Source organism: Pseudomonas sp. CM25 (assembly GCF_013179705.1).
Lineage (GTDB): Bacteria > Pseudomonadota > Gammaproteobacteria > Pseudomonadales > Pseudomonadaceae > Aquipseudomonas.
This window is the reverse complement of the sequence record NZ_JABMCW010000080.1, coordinates 1-19,041: the sequence shown is the minus strand read 5'-3', so window position 1 is coordinate 19,041 and position 19,041 is coordinate 1. Positions and strand designations below refer to the sequence as shown.

Sequence of the window (19,041 nt, the reverse complement as noted above, 5' to 3'; positions counted from 1 at the left end):
CACTTTGCCGCGGGCATTGAGCACCCGCGCCTCCACGGCCTCACCGGCCAGGGCGCCACTGACGAACCAGGTACGCCCCTCGACAAAGGCGATGCCACGGCCATCACCAGCCAGGCGCTCGATTTCCAGGCGCTGTTTCTTGCCCACGGGGACCTGGGCGCTGCGGTTGCCGCCGGCTGGCTGGAAGCGCAGGCCGCTGTTGCTTTTTTTCTTGGACATTTAGCTCGGATCGAACAGGCCGGTGGACAGGTAACGGTCGCCACGGTCGCAGATGATCGCGACCATCGTGGCATTTTCCACTTCGCGGGACAGGCGCAGCATGGCTGCAACCGCACCACCAGAGGACACACCGCAGAAAATGCCCTCTTCACGGGCAAGGCGGCGGGTGGTGTCTTCGGCTTCCTGCTGCGACATGTCGACCACACGGTCGACGCGGGTGGCGTCGAAAATCTTTGGCAGGTACTCCTCGGGCCAGCGGCGGATGCCCGGAATGGCCGAGCCTTCCATCGGCTGCAGGCCGATGATCTGCACAGCGGGGTTCTGCTCCTTCAGGTACTGCGAGCAGCCCATGATGGTGCCGGTGGTGCCCATGGAGCTGACAAAGTGGGTAATGCTGCCCTGGGTCTGCTGCCAGATCTCGGGGCCGGTGCTGTTGTAGTGGGCGATCGGGTTGTCGCCGTTGGCGAACTGGTCGAGGACCATGCCGCGGCCTTCGGCCTGCAGCTTCTCGGCCAGGTCACGGGCGCCTTCCATGCCCTCCTCCTTGGTCACCAGGATCAGCTCGGCACCATAAGCGGTCATGGCAGCCTTGCGTTCGGCGGTGGAGTTGTCGGGCATGATCAGGATCATCTTGTAACCCTTGATCGCCGCCGCCATCGCCAGGGCGATACCGGTATTGCCGGAGGTAGCCTCGATCAGCGTATCGCCGGGCTTGATCTGGCCGCGCAGCTCGGCGCGGGTGATCATCGACAGCGCCGGGCGGTCTTTTACCGAGCCGGCAGGATTGTTACCTTCGAGCTTGAGCAGGAGGGTATTGCTGGTTTCGCCAGCGATGCGCTGCAGGCGAACCAGAGGCGTATTGCCGACGCAATCGGCGATGGTTGGGTACTGCAAGGTCATGGCGTGTTTCACAATCCGGACGGCAGGGGCGCCTATCATACCGGCAAACCCTTCCGGGCCATATCACGCAATCTGTGGTGCATATAGCTACAAGCTATATAAGCCTGATTTGAATGGAATGATTGCCGTCTAGGCCGCTGCGGCGGCCGGCGCATGTAGCGGCAACCTCATCCACAGCCGCAGCCCGCGCTTGCCGTTCTGCGCCCACAGGGTCCCGCCCTGGCGCTGGATGGCACTGCGGGCGATGCTCAGCCCCAGCCCGAAGCCACCGTCCCCGGGCCGTGAACCGTCCAGCCGTGAGAACGGCGCAAAGATCCGCTCCAGGTCATCCTCGGCCACGCCACCGCCTTCATCCTCCAGCCACAGCCACCAGTAACCACCTTCGCGCTGCCCGCCCAGGCGCACCAGGCCACAGGCCGGCGAATGACGGATGGCATTGCGCAACATGTTCTCCAGCGCCTGGGCCAGGTGGTTGAGGTTGCCCTCCACCCAGCAATCGGCCGGCACCTCGCAACGCAGGCGCACAGGCGACCAGCCGCTCTCGTAGCTGGCGTTTTCGGCCAGCAGTTCCCACAGTGCGTGGACCTCGATCGGCTCCAGGTTCATCGGCGCACGTTCGGCGTCCTGCCAGGCCAGCTGCAAGGTGTCCTCGACCAGTTGCTGCATGCAGTCCACTTCACGGGTCAGGCGCTCGCGCAGGCGCTGCAGGTCGGTTTCGCCATCGCAGGCTACCCGCAGCCGGCTCAGCGGCGTGCGCATTTCGTGGGACAAGTCGCGCAGCAACTGCTGCTGCATGGCCACCGTACCCTGCAGCCGCTCGGCCATCTGGTCAAAGGCGCGGGCCAGTTCCCCCAGCTCGTCATGCCGGGCAATGGTGCGCGAGTCGAGGCGTGCCGACAGCTGATCGGCGCGCCAGGCATTGGCCTGCTCGCGCAACTGGTTCAGCGGCACGATCAACATGCGATACAGGCCCACGCACAGCATCAAGGTGAACAGCCCGGGGATGATGCCGTTGGTGACAATGCGCCACAGCAACCGGTGCTGGTCCGGGTTGAACCGCTGCGGCAGTTCGATCACCAGCATGCCCTGCTCCGGCGCCCCCGGGAACGGTATGCGCACCCATGGCTGGTTGACGCTGCGCCGGCTCATGGGCCAGTCGACCCCGCGCAGGCGTGTCAGTCGCTGCATGATCTGCGGGTTCAGGGTGGCACTGTCGAGCGGCCGCAAGTTCAGATCAAGCACACCCACCCAACCCCGTTCGCGCTGGTGCATCGTCGTCACCCAGCGGTCCAGCCCTGTGCGCCCCCCGGTGCGCCAGGCCTGCTCGGCCTCGCCAGCGTAGCCACGCAACGCCTGCCGCGCAGGCTCCGACAGGAAGGCGTTCTGGGTTTCCATGTGCCGGCCCCAGGTGTAGCTGAGGCCGATCATCAGCAGGCAGAAGCCCACCAGCAGGATGGCCAGCTTCCAGAACAGCGAATGGCGGTCGAGCATGCCTCACTCCACCTCGCTGGCGCTGAGCACGTAGCCCTTGCCCCATACCGTGCGAATCTGCCGTTCGTGATAGCCGATGCCCTTGAGCTTGCGACGGATCTGGCTGACGTGCATGTCCAGGCTGCGGTCATGCCGCGAATAGCCACGCTGCAGCACTTGCTGATACAGGAAAGGCTTGCTCAGGACGTCGTCGAGGTTGCGGTTGAGGATGTCGAACAGGCGGAATTCGCTGGGGGTAAGGCCTGCCAGGCGGCCATCCAGGCGCACGTCGCACAGCCCCTCGTCGAATTGCAGTTCGCCACAGCCGGCCTGCTCCTGCGGGGCCTGGTGGCGACGCTCCAGCGCCACGCGGCGCAGGATTGCCTCGATGCGCACCCGCAGCTCGGCCATGCTGAACGGCTTGGGCAGGTAATCGTCGGCACCCCGCTGGAAGCCGCTGATGCGGTCTGCCTCGGCGCCCAGCGCCGACATCAGGATCACCGGCGTGGCGCTGCGCGTGCGCAACTGTGCCAGCGCGTCCAGGCCGTTGAGCCCGGGCAGCAGAATATCCATGAGCACCACATCGAACACCTGGCGCCCTGCTGTTTCCAGGCCCTCCAGGCCGTTGCGGCACCAGGTCACCTGAAAACCGCCACGCTGCAATTCTTCATGCAGGTAGGCGCCAAGCACCGGATCATCCTCGATGGCAAGGATGCTGGAGTTGTAAATAGTTACAGGATTCATTGGCAACTGCCATTTATTCTCAATTGCGCGATTATTGAGCATCTAACGCCTGCCAGGCAACCGCCCTGCGACCAATGCCCCTGCAGCGGCGCAAAACACCTACTAAAGAGGTGCAATAGCATCGCAGCCGGAGTAACTTGCCGGCTTGGCCGTCAGCGCTTGACGGCATCCAGGCACATCACAGGAGGCGAGTGTGCTCGATCGCTTGGGAATCCGCAGCCGCGTGTTGTTGCTGGCCCTGCTGCCAGCGGGCCTGATGGCCCTGGTGCTGGGCAGCTACTTTATCTGGTTGCAACAGAACGACCTGCGTACCCAGCTGCTGCAGCGGGGCAAGATGATCGCCGAGCAACTGGCGCCGCTGGCCGCGCCTGCCATGGCCCGACTGGCCCCGGCGCAACTGGAGCGCATCGCCGCGCAAACCCTCGAGCAAACTGATGTGCGCGCAGTTGCCTTCCTTGCCCCGGACCGCACGCGCCTGGCCCACGCCGGCCCCAGCATGCTCAACCAGCCACCCAGCGGCGGCACCGGCACCCAGCTGCTGCAGCGCAGCGGCAATGACGCCACCCGCTACCTGATGCCGGTGTTCGGCCACCACCGCGACCTGGCCACCGATGCCGTACCGGCCGAAGCCGAACGCCTGCTGGGCTGGGTCGAGATAGAGCTGTCGCACGACGGCACGCTGCTGCGCGGGTACCGCAACCTGTTCACCAGCCTGTTGCTGATCCTCGCCTGCATGGTGCTCAGCGGCCTGCTGGCGCTGCGCATGAGCCGCACCATCAACGACCCTATCGAGCGCATCAAGCACGCGGTCAACCAGCTCAAGGACGGCCACCTGGAAGAACGTCTGCCCGCCATGGGCAGCCACGAGCTGGACGAGCTGGGGCGCGGCATCAACCGCATGGCCGAAACCCTGCACAACGCCCACGAGGAGCTACAGCACAGCATCGACCAGGCCACCGAGGACGTGCGCCAGAACCTGGAAACCATCGAGATCCAGAACATCGAGCTGGACATGGCGCGCAAGGAGGCGCTGGAGGCCAGCCGCATCAAGTCGGAGTTCCTGGCCAACATGAGCCACGAAATCCGCACCCCGCTCAACGGTATCCTCGGCTTTACCCACCTGTTGCAGAAAAGCGAGATGAGCCCGCGCCAGCTGGACTACCTGAGCACCATCGAAAAGTCTGCCGACAACCTGCTGGGCATCATCAACGAGATCCTCGACTTCTCCAAGATCGAGGCCGGCAAGCTGGTCCTCGACAGTATCCCGTTCAACCTGCGCGACCTGATCCAGGACACCCTGACCATCCTCGCCCCGGCCGCCCACGCCAAACAGCTGGAGCTGCTCAGCCTGATCTACCGCGATACGCCCTCGTCGCTGGTCGGCGACCCGCTGCGGCTGAAGCAGATCCTTACCAACCTGGTCAGCAACGCCATCAAGTTCACCCGCGAAGGCACCATCGTCGTGCGTGCCATGCTCGAAGACGAACACGAAGACTACGCCCAGCTGCGCATCAGCGTGCAGGACACCGGTATCGGCCTGTCGCCACAAGATGTGCGCACGCTGTTCCAGGCGTTCAGCCAGGCCGACAACTCGCTGGCCCGCCAGCCTGGCGGTACCGGGCTGGCGCTGGTGATTTCCAAGCGCCTGATCGAGCAGATGGGTGGCGAAATTGGCGTCGACAGCACCCCGGGCGAAGGCTCGCAATTCTGGATCAGCCTCAACCTGCCCAAGGCCCACGACGATATCGAGGAACTGCCGCTGCAGCCGCTGCTGGGCCGCCGTGCTGCCATCGTCGACGGCCACGAGCTGGCGCGCCAGGCGCTGGAGCACCAGCTGGAAGACTGCGGCCTCAGCGTCAGCCTGTTCGCCACCTACGACCAGCTGCTGCAAGCGGTGCAGGCCGCCAGCCAGGCTGGCCAGCCGTTCGAGCTGGCCGTGCTCGGGGCCAACCTGGGCAACCTGTCGCCCGAACAACTGGGCAAATACCACCAGCAGCTCGAGCGCAACCAGTGCCAGTGCGTAGTGTTGTGCCCGACCACCGAGCAGGCGCTGTACCACCCTTACCTGCCCAACGGCCACGGCCAGTTGCTGTCCAAGCCGACCTGCACGCGCAAGCTGCGCCGCCTGCTGCTGGAACTGGTACAACCGCGCCGACCGCTGGGCGAGGCCAGCAGCGCCATTGGTCAGCGCCAGCCGAGGATCCTCTGCGTCGATGACAATGCCGCCAACCTGCTGCTGGTGCAGACGCTTCTTGAAGACCTGGGTGCCGAGGTGCTGGCAGTCGACAACGGATATGCCGCGGTACAGGCCGTGCAGGGCGAGCCGTTCGATCTGGTGCTGATGGACGTGCAGATGCCGGGCATGGACGGGCGCGCCTGCACCGAACAGATCCGTCAGTGGGAAAACACCCAAAGCGGCAACCCGCTGCCGATCGTCGCGCTCACCGCGCATGCCATGGCCAACGAAAAACGCGCCTTGCTGCACGGCGGCATGGACGATTACCTGACCAAGCCGATCAGCGAGCGGCAACTGGCCCAGGTGGTGATGAAGTGGACCGGCCTCAGCCTTGGCATGCCGCAGCAATTGCAGGCCGAGCAACTGGTCAATGGCGACGAACTGAAGGTGCTGGACGCTGAGGAAGGCCTGCGCCTGGCGGCTGGCAAAGCCGATCTGGCGGCCGACATGCTGAGCATGCTGCTGGCCTCGCTGGATGCCGACCGCGAAGCCATCCGCAGCGCCCGCGACGCTGATGACCGCGACGGCCTGATCGAACAGGTACACCGCCTGAACGGTGCCTCGCGCTATTGCGGCGTACCGCAATTGCGCGCGGCCTGCCAGCGCAGCGAGACCTTGCTCAAGCAGGAGAGCCCGCTGGTGCAACAGGCCCTGGATGAGCTGGATGCGGCAATCAATCGCCTGGCCGCACAGGCCCGCCTGAGCGCCTGAAATCGAGCAATGATCAAGGAGCCCCACCATGCGCGCATTGTTATTCAGCAGCCAGCACTATGATCAGGAAAGCTTCACCCGCGCCGCCATCGGCAGCAGCCTGGAGCTGCATTTCCAACCCGCCCGCCTGACCCTCGACACCGCCGCGCTGGCGAGCGGCTACGGAGTCGTCTGCGCGTTCATCAACGACGAGCTCGACGCCGGGGTGCTGCAGCGCCTGGCCGAAGGAGGCACACGCCTGATCGCGCTGCGTTCGGCCGGCTACAACCACGTCGACCTGGCCGCCGCCGAGCGTCTGGGCCTGGCGGTAGTACGCGTGCCGGCATACTCGCCACACGCAGTGGCCGAGCACGCCGTGGCACTGATCCTGGCCTTGAACCGGCGCCTGCATCGGGCCTACAACCGCACCCGCGAAGGTGACTTCACCCTGCACGGGCTGACCGGCTTCGACCTGCACGGCAAAACCGTCGGTGTGGTCGGCACCGGCCAGATCGGCGTCGCGTTCGCCCGTATCATGGCCGGTTTCGGCTGCCAGTTGCTGGCCTACGACCCCTACCCCAACCCAGAGCTGCTGGCCATGGGGGCGCGCTACCTGACATTGCCCGAGCTACTGCGCGAAGCGCGCATCATCAGCCTGCATTGCCCGTTGACCGAGCACACCCGGCACCTGATCAACGCGCACAGCCTGGCGCAACTACAGCCCGGCGCCATGCTGATCAACACCGGCCGCGGCGCACTGGTCGACACCCCGGCACTGATCGACGCGCTAAAAAGCGGCCAGCTCGGCTACCTGGGCCTGGACGTCTATGAAGAAGAAGCACAGCTGTTCTTCGAGGACCGCTCCGACTTGCCGCTGCAGGACGATGTGCTGGCCCGCCTGCTGACGTTCCCCAACGTGATCATCACCGCCCACCAGGCCTTTCTCACCCGCGAGGCGCTGGATGCCATTGCCGCGACCACGCTGGACAACATCAGCCGCTGGGCGGCAGGCAATCCGCAGAATCAGGTCTCGGGTTAATGCTAGGATACGCGGCATTTCTGGAGGACCCATGGTCGAGCACGATTTCCGCTACACCCTTTTCAACCCGCAACACACCCTGATCGAGTGCCGTGCACTGGTGCCGGGCCGCTACCAGGTCACCGGCAACGGTGGCTCGATGCACAAAGGCGATACCCTGCTGGTCACCCTCAAAGGCAGCAAGGACTTGTCCATGCGCCTGACCGTGGAGAGCGTGCGCCACCTGATCAATCCGCGCGGCCAATGGGTTGCCGTGGCCAGCGGCCCGCTGTTCAACGAGCTGGAAATCCTCAGCTGGCAGGTCGAGTGCGACAGCTGCGACGCCGTGCTGGACTTCGAGTTTGCGGTCGACGCCAAGCTGGGCAAGAAAGCCCGCCAGCCAGCCGCCAGCGCGCGTATCGCCGAGCTGGGCTGGGCCAGCCGTGGTGAAAAGCACCTGTGCCCGCGTTGCCAGGAGAGCGCCGAGTGAAGAATCTGCTGACCGGCGCGCTGATTGCCACCGGCCTGCTCGGCTGCGCCGCAGAACCATCCAAGCTGCAACAGGAGCGCAGCTACGTGCTGGAATGGATTGGCGAACGCCCGCTGATCGATTACAGCCACCTGACGCTAACCCTGGCCAGCGACGGCCGTGCCTATGGCAACGGCGGCTGCAACCACTGGTTTGCGCCCTACACGCTGGACGGCAAGCACCTGAGCTTCGGCAAGGTCGGCAAGACCCGCAAGCTGTGCGCGCCGGCGTTGATGGAGCAGGAGAAGCGCTTCCTGCAGGCGCTTGAGACCGTGCAGCGCTGGGATGTGTCGCCGGTGGAGCAGATGCGCTTATGGCCGGCCGAGGGCAAGCCGCTGCGCTTCTGGCCTGAAGAAGGCTGAAGCGCCAACCTGTACCGGCCTCATCGCCGGCAAGCCGGCTCCCACAAGTACAACGCAGGTTTCAAATGCTGTGCGGTCCTGTGGGAGCTGGCTTGCCGGCGACAGGGCCGGCACAGGCGAACATCAGGCGCCTTTCAGGGCCTTGATCTTGGCCTGCAACCCTTCCAGGGTCTGCTCACCCATCAGTTGCTCACGCACCTTGCCCTTGTCGTCAATGATGTAAGTGACCGGCAGCGCCTCGCTGCGAGGCAGGTCATAGCGCTCGGCCGGGTCCTGGGCCAGCACGGTGAAGCCGATGCCCAGGGTTTCCGCGGCCTGCTTCAGGTCCTGCCCTTGCAAGCCGTCGAAGTTCACCCCCACCACCTTGACGCCGTCGGCAGCCCACTGCTTGGCCGCGCTGTTCAGTTCAGGGATTTCGGTACGGCACGGCCCGCACCATTCTGCCCAGTAGTTGAGCACCAGCCAGTGCCCTTCGATCTGCTCGGCCTTAACCGTATTACCGTGCTGGTCCACGCCATAATCGGCACCGCAACCACCGAGCAACAAGCTCGCGGTGATGGCCAGTACTGCTGCCAGACGCCTTGCCATGGGTCAATCCTTCTCGAGTTTTAAAGCAAATGGGTCAGTCGCTGCGGTTAGAATAGCCGCCACACCCTGCTGGATGCGACCCGACATGACCGACCTGACGCTCTATCATAACCCGCGCTGCTCGAAATCCCGCGGCGCGCTGGAACTGCTCGAAGCCCGCGGCCTGGCGCCGACCATCGTGCGCTACCTCGAGACCCCGCCCGACGCCGCTACCCTCAAGGCCCTGCTCGGCAAGCTGGGCATCGCCCCACGCCAACTGCTGCGCACTGGCGAGGACGAGTACAAAACCCTCAACCTGGCCGACCCGGCGCTGACCGATACGCAACTGATCGAAGCCATGGCCCAACACCCCAAGCTGATCGAACGGCCGATCCTGGTTGCCGGTGACAAGGCCGTGGTCGGTCGCCCGCCAGAAAAAGTGCTGGAGATCCTGCCGTGAGCGCGCCCTTCATCCTGGTGCTGTATTACAGCCGCCATGGTTCGACCAGCGAAATGGCCCGGCACATTGCCCGCGGCGTCGAACTGGCCGGCATGGAGGCGCGGCTGCGTACGGTGCCGGCGATATCCACCGAATGCGAAGCGGTGGCCCCGGACATCCCGGCCAGTGGCGCGCTGTACGCCACCCTGGACGACCTGCGCCACTGCGCCGGGCTGGTACTGGGCAGCCCTACCCGCTTCGGCAACATGGCGGCGCCGCTCAAATACTTCCTCGATGGCACCAGCAGCTTGTGGCTGGGCGGTGAGCTGGTCGGCAAACCGGCTGGCGTGTTCACCTCCACCGCCAGCCTGCACGGCGGCCAGGAAACCACCTTGCTGTCGATGATGCTGCCGCTGATGCACCACGGCATGCTGGTGATGGGCCTGCCCTACAGCGAATCGGCGCTGCTGGACACCCGTGGCGGCGGCACGCCTTATGGCGCCAGCCATCATGCGGGCGCCGATGGCAAGCGTGAACTCGACCCACATGAAATCGCCCTGTGCCGCGCCCTTGGGCAACGCCTGGCGACCACCGCCAAAGCCCTGGAGGCCGCGCGTGGCTAAACAGCCCAAGGTGTTGCCGCCACTGGATTGGCTGGCACCGCGCCTGCGCCTGACGCGGGCGCTGAGCCTTGCGTTGTTCCTTGGCCTGATCGCCCTGCTACTGGTGAACAACCTGTGGTTCGCGAACCTGCATGGGGCACGGGTCGAAGTGATCCTGGCCATCGAGTTGGTACCGCTGCTGCTGTTGCTGCCAGGCATGCTGTCGGGCAGCGCCCGGGCACATGCCTGGACCTGCTTCGTGGTGAATATTTATTTCATCAAGGGCGTGCTGGCAGCGTTCGACCCAGCGCGGGCGGTGTTTGGCTGGCTTGAGGTGCTGGTCAGCCTGGGGCTGTTCATTGCCGGGCTGCTGTATGTGCGCTGGAAGTTCCAGCATGAGCGGCGCATCGCGGGCGAAGGCAGTTGAATTCGGGGGCTGCTCTGCAGCCCAATCGCCGGCAAGCCAGCTCCCACAGATATTGCACAGTACTGAGGACTTGTGAGGTCTCTGTGGGAGCTGGCTTGCCGGCGATTGGGCCGCACAGCGGCCCCAGCAATCTCAATGGTTGACGGTATGCGCCAGCATCACCGACAGCTGGCACAACGGCCGCCCGCTCTCTTCGTGCCACTGGTTGAACGCCTGCTGCACCAGCGCCAGGTCGCGCAGGCTGGTCGGCTGCTTGTCGATCACCTTCTGCGCAATCAATGCCGCCGCCATGTCATCGGTCGGGATGAACGTATCCTTGCCGACCATGCGCAGAAAGCGCGGTGCCGACAGCCCGCCCAGCTGGTTGCCGTGCTTGGCCAGGTACTTCCACAAGCCGACGATATCGGTCACTGGCCAGTCGGCGACGAACGCGCCGAAGCTGCCGTGCGCCTTGGCGATATCCAGCACCATCTGGGCATTGCGCGGCACGCTCTTGAGCTTGCCCAGGTGGCGAATGATGCGCTCGTCGTGCATCAGCCGCTCCAGGTGCTCGGCGCCCATCAACACCACCTTCTCCGGGTCGAAGCCGAAGAACACCTGTTCGAACACCGGCCACTTGGCATCCACCAGGCTGTGCTTGAGCCCGGCGCGGAACACGCGCAGGGCCAGGGTCGACAGGTAGCGGTCGTCACTGATGTCGCGCAGTTGCGCCGGGGTGCGCGGCTGCGGCAGGAAGGCCTCCAGGGCCTGGGCCGAGCCAAAACGGTTCAGGCAATACTCGTGCAGCCACTGGTAATCGCGCATGGCTTCAGATGTTCAGCACGTCGAGGAAGCGCGGGGTGGCGCTTTCGTCGATCTTCAGGCTGGTGAAGTCGAACAGGTTGCGGTCGGCCAGTTGCGACGGCGCCACGTTCTGCATGGCGCGGAAGATGCTTTCGGTACGGCCCGGGTGCTTGCGCTCCCACTCCACCAGCATGTCCTTGACCACCTGGCGTTGCAGGTTTTCCTGCGAGCCGCACAGGTTGCAAGGAATGATCGGGAACTCTTTCATATCCGAGTAGGCCTGGATGTCTTTCTCGTGGCAGTAGGCCAGCGGGCGGATCACCACGTTGCGGCCGTCGTCGGCACGCAGCTTCGGCGGCATGCCCTTGAGCGCGCCGTTGAAGAACATGTTGAGGAAGAAGGTTTCGACGATGTCGTCGCGGTGGTGCCCCAGCGCCATCTTGGTCGCGCCGATTTCGTCGGCGAAGGTGTACAGGGTGCCACGGCGCAGGCGCGAGCACAGCGAGCAGGTGGTCTTGCCCTCGGGTACCAGCTCCTTGACCACCGAGTAGGTATCCTTCTCGACGATGTGGTAGTCGACGCCCAGTTCCTTCAGGTAGGCCGGCAGCACGTGCTCGGGAAAGCCCGGCTGTTTCTGGTCCATGTTCACCGCGACGATCTCGAATTTGATCGGTGCCACCTTCTGCAGGTGCAACAGAACGTCGAGCATGGTGTAGCTGTCCTTGCCGCCGGACAGGCAGACCATCACCTTGTCGCCATCCTCGATCATGTTGTAGTCGGTGATGGCTTCGCCAGCGAGACGACGCAGGCGTTTTTGCAGTTTGTTCTGGTTGACCGAGAGGGTGCCCATAGCGCTTGGATCCGCGAGGTGTGACAAAAGCCGGCTATTTTACCCACAAACGCGGCATCACTGTAGGCATTCCGACAAAGACTTCAATGTAATCAGCAGCACGCCCTAAAGCGCAATTTGCTCTAAAAAGCCCGGTTTGTGCCGGTAACGGCTTCCTATACTGCGACATAAGGCCACATTACCGCTTGCATCTGTGTTCAGGCCCCTGGCCGCATGCGCTCCATTCGGGGGGCGCTTGGCAACATTGAGAGGAGTGAAGGCATGATTCATCACGTTGTGGGGCTGTTTACCCATCCCGACCAGGAATGGCGGGAAATTCGTGGCGAAGAAGAAACCATCAGCCACATGTACCTGACGCACACCTTGATCCTGGCAGCCATTCCCGCTATTTCGGCGTTCATCGGCACCACCCAGGTTGGCTGGGTGATCGGCGACCGACCCGCCGTGATGCTGACCATGGAAAGCGCGCTCTGGATGAGCATCATGTCTTACCTGGCAATGCTCGGCGGTGTTGCGGTGATGGGCGCGTTCATCCACTGGATGGCGCGCACCTACGATGCCAACCCGTCCATGGCGCAATGCATCGCGTTTGCCACCTATACCGCCACCCCGTTGTTCATCGGCGGCCTGGTCGCGCTGTACCCGCACTTGTGGCTGGGCATGCTGATCGGCACCGCTGCAATCTGCTACACCGTGTACCTGTTGTATGTCGGCTTGCCGACGTTCATGAACATTCCGCCTGACGAAGGCTTCCTGTTCTCCAGCTCGGTGCTGGCGGTAGGCCTTGTGGTACTGGTGGCGATCATGGCCGCCACGGTGATCATCTGGGGACTGGGCGTGGGGCCCGTCTACACCAACTAGAACAGACTCAACCAACACTGGGGCATCAACCAGAGGCCGCCGCGAGGCGGCCTCTGGCTGTGCGCTGACGGGCGGTGGCTCGGCAGGCGGCTCGCGGCTGCGGCATAATGACCAGTCAGGAGAACCATGCCGCCATGCCCGAGTTGCTCAAACAACGCGTCGAAATCTGTTACCAGCAAGCCGAAACCTTCTTCAAACGCTCCTTTCCGCGCCCGGAAGTCAGCTTCAGGCTGCGCGGGCAAAAAGCCGGAGTCGCGCACCTGCACGAGAACCTGCTGCGCTTCAACTTGCAGCTGTACCGGGAAAACCAGGATGATTTCCTGCGTCAGACCGTAGCCCATGAAGTGGCGCATCTGGTGGCCCACCAGCTGTTCGGCGAACGCATCCAGGCCCATGGCGAGGAATGGCAGCTGATCATGCGCGGGGTCTACGAACTGCCGCCCAACCGCTGCCACAACTACGAAGTGCAACGGCGCGTGGCCACTCGCTATATCTACCGCTGCCCGTGCCCGCAGAGTGACTTCCCCTTCACTGCACAGCGCCACAAGCTGGTGCGTCAAGGGCGGCGGTACCTGTGCAAGCGGTGCCGAGCGATTCTGGTGTACAGCGGCGAGACGCGGGTCGAATAGACCGGGTTTTGCCTTGCACCGCCAGCTCCCACAGGTACAGCAGAGGTTTGGAATGCTGTGCCGAACCTGAGGGAGCTCGCTTGCCGGCGATAGGGCCGGACCAGGCAATGCATGGATACCAGATATAAGAAAGGCGACCCGAGGGTCGCCTTCTTCATACCAGCCTGCGCTTACTTCTCGACGAAAGCACGCTCGATCAGGTAGTCACCCGGCTCGCGCATACGGGCCGAAACCTTCAGGCCGAAGCTGTCCAGCACTTCGCTGGTCTCGTCGAGCATGCTCGGGCTGCCGCAGATCATCGCGCGGTCGTCCTGCGGGTTGATCGGTGGCAGGCCGATGTCGCTGAACAGCTTGCCGCTGCGCATCAGGTCGGTCAGACGACCCTGGTTCTCGAACGGCTCACGGGTCACGGTCGGGTAGTAGATCAGCTTGTCGCGGACCGACTCACCGAAGAACTCGTTCTGCGGCAGGTGTTCGGTGATGAATTCGCGGTAGGCCACTTCGTTCACGTAACGCACGCCGTGCACCAGAATCACCTTTTCGAAGCGCTCGTAGGTTTCCGGGTCCTGGATGACGCTCATGAACGGCGCCAGGCCAGTGCCGGTGCTCAGCAGGTACAGGTGCTTGCCCGGGTTCAGGTCGTCGAGCACCAGAGTACCGGTAGGCTTCTTGCTGATGATGATCTCATCGCCTTCCTTCAAGTGCTGCAGCTGCGAGGTCAGCGGACCGTCCGGCACCTTGATGCTGAAGAACTCCAGATGCTCTTCCCAGTTCGGCGAAGCGATGGAATAGGCACGCATGAGCGGGCGGCCGGTTTCCTGCTGCAGGCCGATCATCACGAACTGACCGTTCTCGAAGCGCAGCCCCGGGTCGCGGGTGCACTTGAAGCTGAACAGGGTGTCGTTCCAGTGGTGCACACTGAGGACACGTTCGTGGTTCATGTTGCTCATCGATGGGGCTCCTGAAGAAAACGCAGCGCGCAAAACGCGCAGTTGCGCGATAGTTTAGGGGCAGCGACAATATCTGTTAACTGGATTATCAAGATATGTGTTATCGGTTATATCGATATGCGATTCACACTCCGTCAACTGCAAGTCTTCGTCGCCGTAGCCCAGCACCAGAGCGTCTCTCGAGCCGCCAGCCTGCTGGCCTTGTCGCAGTCGGCTGCCAGCACTTCGATCACTGAGCTGGAGCGCCAATCAAGCTGCCAGCTGTTCGACCGTGCCGGCAAGCGCCTGGCGCTGAACGCCCTGGGCCATCAACTGCTGCCCCAGGCTGTGGCCCTGCTCGACCAGGCCAAGGAGATCGAAGACCTGCTCAATGGCAAGTCCGGGTTCGGCTCGCTGGCGGTCGGCGCCACGCTGACCATCGGCAACTACCTGGCCACCCTGCTGATCGGCAGCTTCATGCAGAGCCACCCGGAAAGCCAGGTAAAACTGCATGTACAGAACACCGTGCATATCGTGCAGCAAGTGGCTCACTACGAAATTGATCTGGGTCTGATCGAGGGTGATTGCAACCACCCGGACCTGGAAGTACAGCCATGGGTAGAGGATGAGCTGGTGGTGTTCTGCGCGCCGCAGCACCCGCTGGCCAAGCTGGGCCGCGCCGACATCGAAAGCCTGTCGCAAGAGGCGTGGATACTGCGTGAGCAAGGCTCGGGCACGCGCCTGACCTTCGATCAGGCCATGCGCCATCACCGCGCCAACCTCAATATACGCCTGGAGCTGGAGCACACCGAGGCGATCAAGCGGGCGGTGGAGTCAGGCCTGGGTATCGGCTGCATATCGCGCCTGGCCCTGCGTGACGCATTCCGCCGCGGCAGCCTGGTGCCGGTGGAAACCCCCGAACTGGACCTGATGCGCCAGTTCTACTTCATCTGGCACAAACAGAAGTACCAGACCTCGGCCATGCGCGAGTTCCTCGAGCTATGCCGCAACTTCACCGCGGGCTTTACCCGCAGTGATGAAATCGTGCTGCCGCCGATCGCTTAAAGCAGGATCACGCCCCACACCAGCGCCACCATGGTCAGCGCCACCAGCTGCGCAGCGCTGCCCATGTCCTTAGCGTTTTTCGACAAGGGGTGGCGCTCCAGCGAAATGCGGTCGATGGCAGCTTCCACGGCCGAGTTGAACAGCTCGACGATCAACCCCAGCAGGCACACCGCGATCATGATCGCCCGCTCGGCGCGGCTGACCGGCAGCCAGAACGCAATCGGGATCAGCAGCACGTTAAGCAGCACCAGTTGGCGAAACGCCGCCTCGCCCTTGAAAGCGGCGCGCAGGCCGTCCAGCGAATACCCGGCAGCGTTGAAAATGCGTTTGAGGCCGGTCTGGCCCTTGAATGGCGATGTCATGTGAGTCACTTAACGACAGAAAGGCCAGCAGACTAGACCGGCACGGGTCAAAAAAGCGTGAAGCCAGGCGCAGTCAGTTGCTGGCAACCGATTCAAGTTGTTGCAGCAACAGCGCGGCCTGGGTCCGGGTACGCACCCCCAGCTTGCGGAAGATCGCGGTCACGTGGGCCTTGATGGTCGCTTCGGAGACGCTGAGCTCATAGGCAATCTGCTTGTTCAGCAAGCCTTCGCAGACCATGGTCAGCACGCGGAACTGTTGCGGCGTGAGGCTGGCCAGGCCTTCGCTGGCGGCTTTGGCCTCGGCCGATACATCGACCTTCTCGAACGCCTGCGGTGGCCACCAGACCTCGCCGTCGAGCACCTTGCGCACGGCATCCTGAATCACTTCCAGGGTGCTGGACTTGGGGATGAAACCGCTGGCGCCGAACTCGCGGGACTTGACCACCACGGCGGCCTCTTCCTGGGCCGAAACCATCACCACGGGGATCTGCGGGTATTGCCCGCGTAGCAGCACCAGCCCGGAAAAACCGTAGGCCCCCGGCATGTTCAAATCCAGCAACACCAAGTCCCAGTCGGCTTTTTCGCTCAGGCGGGCTTCCAGCTCGGCAATGCTCGCGACTTCGACCAGGCGTACATCCGGGCCCAGGCCAAGGGTAACGGCCTGGCGCAGAGCGCCACGGAACAGTGGGTGGTCATCGGCAATCAGGATTTCGTAAGTGGCCATCGATCTAGGGATCCTGTTCTGTGCCGGGCGTTCGGGGGTAAGGGAAGCGCCCGGTGGGGAATCGGCGCCAAGGAGGCCGAGCACGGTCGAGGGTGATCAAGCCAATCGCCCTGCCGTCTCGCCCACCCTGGCTGCCAGCTCCGTCATTATGAACCAAAGCAGGGGTTGTGCCCCTTGGACTATAGGAAGGTATGCAAACGCTGGTGGGTGTCGTCCTGGTCGTCCAGCGGCAAGCGCCGCTTGCCGCTCAGGTAATGCAGGCTGAACACATCCAGGTAGGCATCCAGCGCCTGCGAGGCCTGACTGTCACCGGCAAGGTCCAGGCACATGGCCGCGACTTCCGCCGTGCAGAAGTGATCGTCCCGCTTGGAGCGTCGCAGGCGGTAGCGGGACATCTGCTCGGCCTCCAGGCTCAACACCGGGAAGCGGTCGAGGTACGGGCTTTTGCGAAACATCTTGCGCGCTTCGGTCCAGGTGGCATCCAGCAGGATGAACAGCGGGCGTTTGCCCGGCTCACGCACCACTTCAGTGACAACCCGCTCCTGGGCGACGAACTCGCCAGGGAAGACGATATAGGGCTGCCAGCGCGGGTCGTCGAGCAAGGCCAGCAAGCCCTCGTCTACCGAGGTACGCAGCCAGCCAAAGGCGGCGGTGTCGTCGATCAGGTCGGCGATCAGCCAGCCGGTGTTGGTGGGCTTCAACGGCTCGGTGTCGTGCATCAGCAGGCATACACCCGATTCGGCCTGCACGCGGGGTTTCCAGGCGCACAGGCAATGGGTGGCGATGACCCGGCAAGCCGGGCAGCGCTCGGCACGTGAGCCGCGGGCGATGAAAGGCTTGACGCTGCGGGCCAGACGTTCGGCGCGCAGGCGCGCTACCGCATGGCTCATGCCGGCAGGCCTCTGGACAGGTTGGAAATGGGCACAAGGATGGCTCGAAAAAAACAAGGGAGCCAGTTTACCAGAACGGCGGCCATTTGCTGTGCAGGTGGCAAGGCGGCCCTTATAATCGACACTTTACCGTGCCTTAACTTCGCGCCCGCACGGTTCACGGAACACCGCCGGCCCGCGCATGTCAAAGCGCCAGTCATCGAACCAGGAGAGATTCATGCTGCGCCTTATAGCCCCCGCCCTGAGCCTGCTACTCGCTCTGCCCCTGGCAGCCCACGCGGCTTCCAAGCAGGATTACGACCTGAACAATACGTTGCAGAAGGTCGCCAAGGAGAGCAGCGTCGGCACCCCGCGCGCAATCAACGAGGACATCCTCGACCAGGGCTACACCGTAGAAGGCAAGGCACTGGTCAACCACCTGAGCGTGCGCCAGAGCCACGCCGAGCGCATGCAGGCCAACCCGGCGCAGGTGCGCAGCCAGCTAGGCGACAGCGTCTGCCGTAACAGCGGCTACCGCAACCTGATGTCCAAAGGTGCGGTAATGGTCTACCGCTTTACCGTCTACAAGACCAACCAGCCGGTCATGGATCAGGCCTTCGACAGCGCCAGCTGCGTGGCAGGCAACAAGAAGAAGTAACAACAGCTGTTATGCAGCTATACCTTTTCGTCTTCACGGGCGCGCCAGCGCCCATCGTCAGCATCGGCGCGCATGTCAGCCAGCAACGCCTGCAAGTAACGCGACTGGCACTCCAGCCCTGATAAACGGCGCCGACACTCGGCCTCAAGGCTCAGGTGATGCACCTGGGCCGCGTTCTCAAGCAGCTGATAGAGCTGCCCGTCCACCTCGATGGTCAAGCGATGCATACCGCCACCTCCTGCATCGACACGTTTCGCTTCACCAGTTAACCAAACCCTCACCGCCAGTGGCGGTATACCGACGGGCGGCTGCGGTAAACACTCCGGCACGATCGGGCCGGAGGGTCTAGATTGAGGTCAGAGGTATTGGTGCAGAAGGAGACGTTGCATGCCTTACCAATCGAACGAACAATTGTTCAGCCACTTCCACGACAACAACATCGACCTGAGCAACATCGACGCACAACTGCAACTGGTAGCCCCCGACAGCCCCAACTTGCCGCTGTATCGCGACATGATGCTGACCATCCTGCGCATGGCCCATGACGACAGCGACCGCTGGAGCGCGAAGATCACCCTGCAGGCCCTGCGTGAACTGGACCAGTCGTTCCGCACCCTGCAACGCTACAAAGGCCGGCGCAAGGTAACCGTATTCGGCTCGGCGCGCACGCCGCTGGAACACCCGATGTACGCGTTGGCCCGCGAGCTGGGCGCCACCTTGGCGCGCTCCGACCTGATGGTTATCACTGGCGCCGGCGGCGGCATCATGGCGGCTGCCCATGAAGGCGCTGGCAGTGCACACAGCCTGGGCTTCAACATCACCCTGCCCTTCGAACAGCACGCCAACCCCACAGTGGATGGCACCGACAAGCTGCTGCCGTTCCACTTTTTCTTCATCCGCAAACTGTTCTTCGTCAAGGAAGCCGACGGCCTGGTGCTGTGCCCGGGCGGGTTCGGCACGCTGGATGAAGCGCTGGAGGTACTGACCCTGATCCAGACGGGCAAGAGCCCGCTGGTTCCGGTGGTGCTGCTGGATTCGCCCGGCGGCAGCTTCTGGCGCGACTGCCTGGACTTCATCAGCCGCCAGCTGGAAGAAAACCGCTACATCC

24 protein-coding genes are annotated in these 19,041 nt (G+C 63.5%); 12 read left to right on the top strand and 12 right to left on the bottom strand.

Going from position 1 to position 19,041, the window contains the following annotated elements:
- The 4 genes from HP546_RS11425 to HP546_RS11410 form a co-directional block, all read right to left on the bottom strand.
- On the bottom strand, positions 1-219 hold a 219-nt coding region (locus HP546_RS11425), incomplete at its 3' end, for a TRAM domain-containing protein (RefSeq protein ID WP_172224628.1).
- On the bottom strand, positions 220-1,119 hold the full coding sequence (cysM, locus tag HP546_RS11420) for a cysteine synthase CysM (RefSeq protein WP_172224625.1): 900 nt from the start codon (positions 1,117-1,119) through the stop codon (positions 220-222). It lies immediately after the preceding gene.
- A gap of 129 nt (positions 1,120-1,248) precedes the next feature.
- Complete coding sequence (locus HP546_RS11415) at positions 1,249-2,610, bottom strand: sensor histidine kinase (RefSeq protein ID WP_172224622.1); 1,362 nt, start codon at positions 2,608-2,610, stop codon at positions 1,249-1,251.
- Positions 2,611-2,613: 3 nt separating this feature from the next.
- The gene (locus tag HP546_RS11410) at positions 2,614-3,333 is read right to left on the bottom strand and encodes a response regulator transcription factor (RefSeq protein ID WP_172224619.1); all 720 of its coding nucleotides are present in this window, start codon (positions 3,331-3,333) and stop codon (positions 2,614-2,616) included.
- A 193-nt stretch (positions 3,334-3,526) separates the two neighbouring features.
- On the opposite strand from HP546_RS11410, the gene HP546_RS11405 reads away from it, so the two are divergent.
- The 4 genes from HP546_RS11405 to HP546_RS11390 are packed head-to-tail and all read left to right on the top strand — an operon-like array spanning position 3,527 to position 8,168.
- The gene (locus tag HP546_RS11405; RefSeq protein ID WP_172224616.1) at positions 3,527-6,280 is read left to right on the top strand and encodes a response regulator; all 2,754 of its coding nucleotides are present in this window, start codon (positions 3,527-3,529) and stop codon (positions 6,278-6,280) included.
- 28 nt (positions 6,281-6,308) lie between these two features.
- Entirely contained in the window at positions 6,309-7,298 is a 990-nt protein-coding gene (locus HP546_RS11400) for a 2-hydroxyacid dehydrogenase (RefSeq protein WP_172224613.1), read from the top strand.
- Between the two features lie 31 nt (positions 7,299-7,329).
- Positions 7,330-7,767 (top strand): hypothetical protein, encoded by a 438-nt coding sequence (locus tag HP546_RS11395; protein WP_172224610.1) that lies wholly within the window; start codon positions 7,330-7,332, stop codon positions 7,765-7,767.
- Complete coding sequence (locus tag HP546_RS11390; RefSeq protein WP_172224607.1) at positions 7,764-8,168, top strand: META domain-containing protein; 405 nt, start codon at positions 7,764-7,766, stop codon at positions 8,166-8,168. Before HP546_RS11395 ends, HP546_RS11390 begins: the two co-directional genes overlap by 4 nt.
- 123 nt (positions 8,169-8,291) lie before the next feature.
- Here HP546_RS11390 and HP546_RS11385 read toward each other — a convergent pair whose 3' ends face one another.
- Positions 8,292-8,756 carry a peroxiredoxin family protein gene (locus HP546_RS11385; RefSeq protein WP_172224604.1) on the bottom strand — a complete coding sequence of 155 codons (465 nt, stop codon included), beginning with the start codon at positions 8,754-8,756 and terminating at the stop codon, positions 8,292-8,294.
- A gap of 85 nt (positions 8,757-8,841) precedes the next feature.
- On the opposite strand from HP546_RS11385, the gene arsC reads away from it, so the two are divergent.
- Genes arsC through HP546_RS11370 form a run of 3 tightly spaced genes read left to right on the top strand, consistent with a single transcriptional unit; the run spans position 8,842 to position 10,203 of the window.
- Positions 8,842-9,195, top strand: a complete 354-nt coding sequence (gene arsC, locus HP546_RS11380) for an arsenate reductase (glutaredoxin) (RefSeq protein WP_172224601.1) — start codon at positions 8,842-8,844, stop codon at positions 9,193-9,195.
- Positions 9,192-9,797: an NAD(P)H:quinone oxidoreductase gene (gene wrbA / locus HP546_RS11375; protein ID WP_172224597.1), complete on the top strand. Its 606-nt coding sequence runs from the start codon at positions 9,192-9,194 to the stop codon at positions 9,795-9,797. The genes arsC and wrbA overlap by 4 nt, the downstream gene beginning before the upstream one ends.
- Complete coding sequence (locus tag HP546_RS11370) at positions 9,790-10,203, top strand: DUF2069 domain-containing protein (protein WP_172224595.1); 414 nt, start codon at positions 9,790-9,792, stop codon at positions 10,201-10,203. Before wrbA ends, HP546_RS11370 begins: the two co-directional genes overlap by 8 nt.
- A 132-nt stretch (positions 10,204-10,335) precedes the next feature.
- Here HP546_RS11370 and HP546_RS11365 read toward each other — a convergent pair whose 3' ends face one another.
- Positions 10,336-11,007, bottom strand: a complete 672-nt coding sequence (locus HP546_RS11365; protein WP_172224591.1) for a DNA-3-methyladenine glycosylase I — start codon at positions 11,005-11,007, stop codon at positions 10,336-10,338.
- 4 nt (positions 11,008-11,011) lie between these two features.
- Complete coding sequence (gene ttcA / locus HP546_RS11360; protein WP_172224588.1) at positions 11,012-11,836, bottom strand: tRNA 2-thiocytidine(32) synthetase TtcA; 825 nt, start codon at positions 11,834-11,836, stop codon at positions 11,012-11,014.
- A 261-nt stretch (positions 11,837-12,097) separates the two neighbouring features.
- On the opposite strand from ttcA, the gene HP546_RS11355 reads away from it, so the two are divergent.
- Together HP546_RS11355 and HP546_RS11350 are read left to right on the top strand one after the other, a co-directional pair.
- Complete coding sequence (locus HP546_RS11355) at positions 12,098-12,697, top strand: Yip1 family protein (RefSeq protein ID WP_172224585.1); 600 nt, start codon at positions 12,098-12,100, stop codon at positions 12,695-12,697.
- A gap of 107 nt (positions 12,698-12,804) precedes the next feature.
- Complete coding sequence (locus tag HP546_RS11350) at positions 12,805-13,326, top strand: SprT family zinc-dependent metalloprotease (RefSeq protein ID WP_172224580.1); 522 nt, start codon at positions 12,805-12,807, stop codon at positions 13,324-13,326.
- A 170-nt stretch (positions 13,327-13,496) separates the two neighbouring features.
- On the opposite strand, the gene fpr is transcribed toward HP546_RS11350, so the two are convergent.
- Entirely contained in the window at positions 13,497-14,276 is a 780-nt protein-coding gene (gene fpr / locus HP546_RS11345) for a ferredoxin-NADP reductase (RefSeq protein WP_033700840.1), read from the bottom strand.
- 117 nt (positions 14,277-14,393) lie between these two features.
- Between fpr and finR the strand changes: the two genes are divergently transcribed.
- On the top strand, positions 14,394-15,320 hold the full coding sequence (gene finR / locus HP546_RS11340; protein WP_172224577.1) for a LysR family transcriptional regulator FinR: 927 nt from the start codon (positions 14,394-14,396) through the stop codon (positions 15,318-15,320).
- Here the strand turns inward: finR and HP546_RS11335 are convergent.
- The 3 genes from HP546_RS11335 to HP546_RS11325 all read right to left on the bottom strand — a co-directional run bounded on the left by HP546_RS11335 (position 15,317) and on the right by HP546_RS11325 (position 17,296).
- Positions 15,317-15,682, bottom strand: coding sequence for a diacylglycerol kinase (locus HP546_RS11335; protein ID WP_010952700.1), 366 nt, complete (start codon positions 15,680-15,682; stop codon positions 15,317-15,319). The genes finR and HP546_RS11335 overlap by 4 nt on opposite strands.
- Positions 15,683-15,755: 73 nt before the next feature.
- Positions 15,756-16,406, bottom strand: coding sequence for a response regulator transcription factor ErdR (gene erdR, locus HP546_RS11330; protein WP_172224574.1), 651 nt, complete (start codon positions 16,404-16,406; stop codon positions 15,756-15,758).
- A 179-nt stretch (positions 16,407-16,585) separates the two neighbouring features.
- The gene (locus HP546_RS11325; RefSeq protein WP_172224571.1) at positions 16,586-17,296 is read right to left on the bottom strand and encodes a tRNA-uridine aminocarboxypropyltransferase; all 711 of its coding nucleotides are present in this window, start codon (positions 17,294-17,296) and stop codon (positions 16,586-16,588) included.
- Positions 17,297-17,513: 217 nt separating this feature from the next.
- Here HP546_RS11325 and HP546_RS11320 point away from each other — a divergent pair, with 217 nt between their 5' ends.
- Positions 17,514-17,933 carry a quorum-sensing-regulated virulence factor family protein gene (locus HP546_RS11320; protein WP_172224568.1) on the top strand — a complete coding sequence of 140 codons (420 nt, stop codon included), beginning with the start codon at positions 17,514-17,516 and terminating at the stop codon, positions 17,931-17,933.
- A 17-nt stretch (positions 17,934-17,950) separates the two neighbouring features.
- On the opposite strand, the gene HP546_RS11315 is transcribed toward HP546_RS11320, so the two are convergent.
- The gene (locus tag HP546_RS11315) at positions 17,951-18,160 is read right to left on the bottom strand and encodes a hypothetical protein (RefSeq protein WP_172224565.1); all 210 of its coding nucleotides are present in this window, start codon (positions 18,158-18,160) and stop codon (positions 17,951-17,953) included.
- Between the two features lie 160 nt (positions 18,161-18,320).
- Between HP546_RS11315 and HP546_RS11310 the strand changes: the two genes are divergently transcribed.
- The coding region (locus HP546_RS11310; protein ID WP_172224562.1) for an LOG family protein at positions 18,321-19,041 on the top strand (721 nt) is incomplete at its 3' end.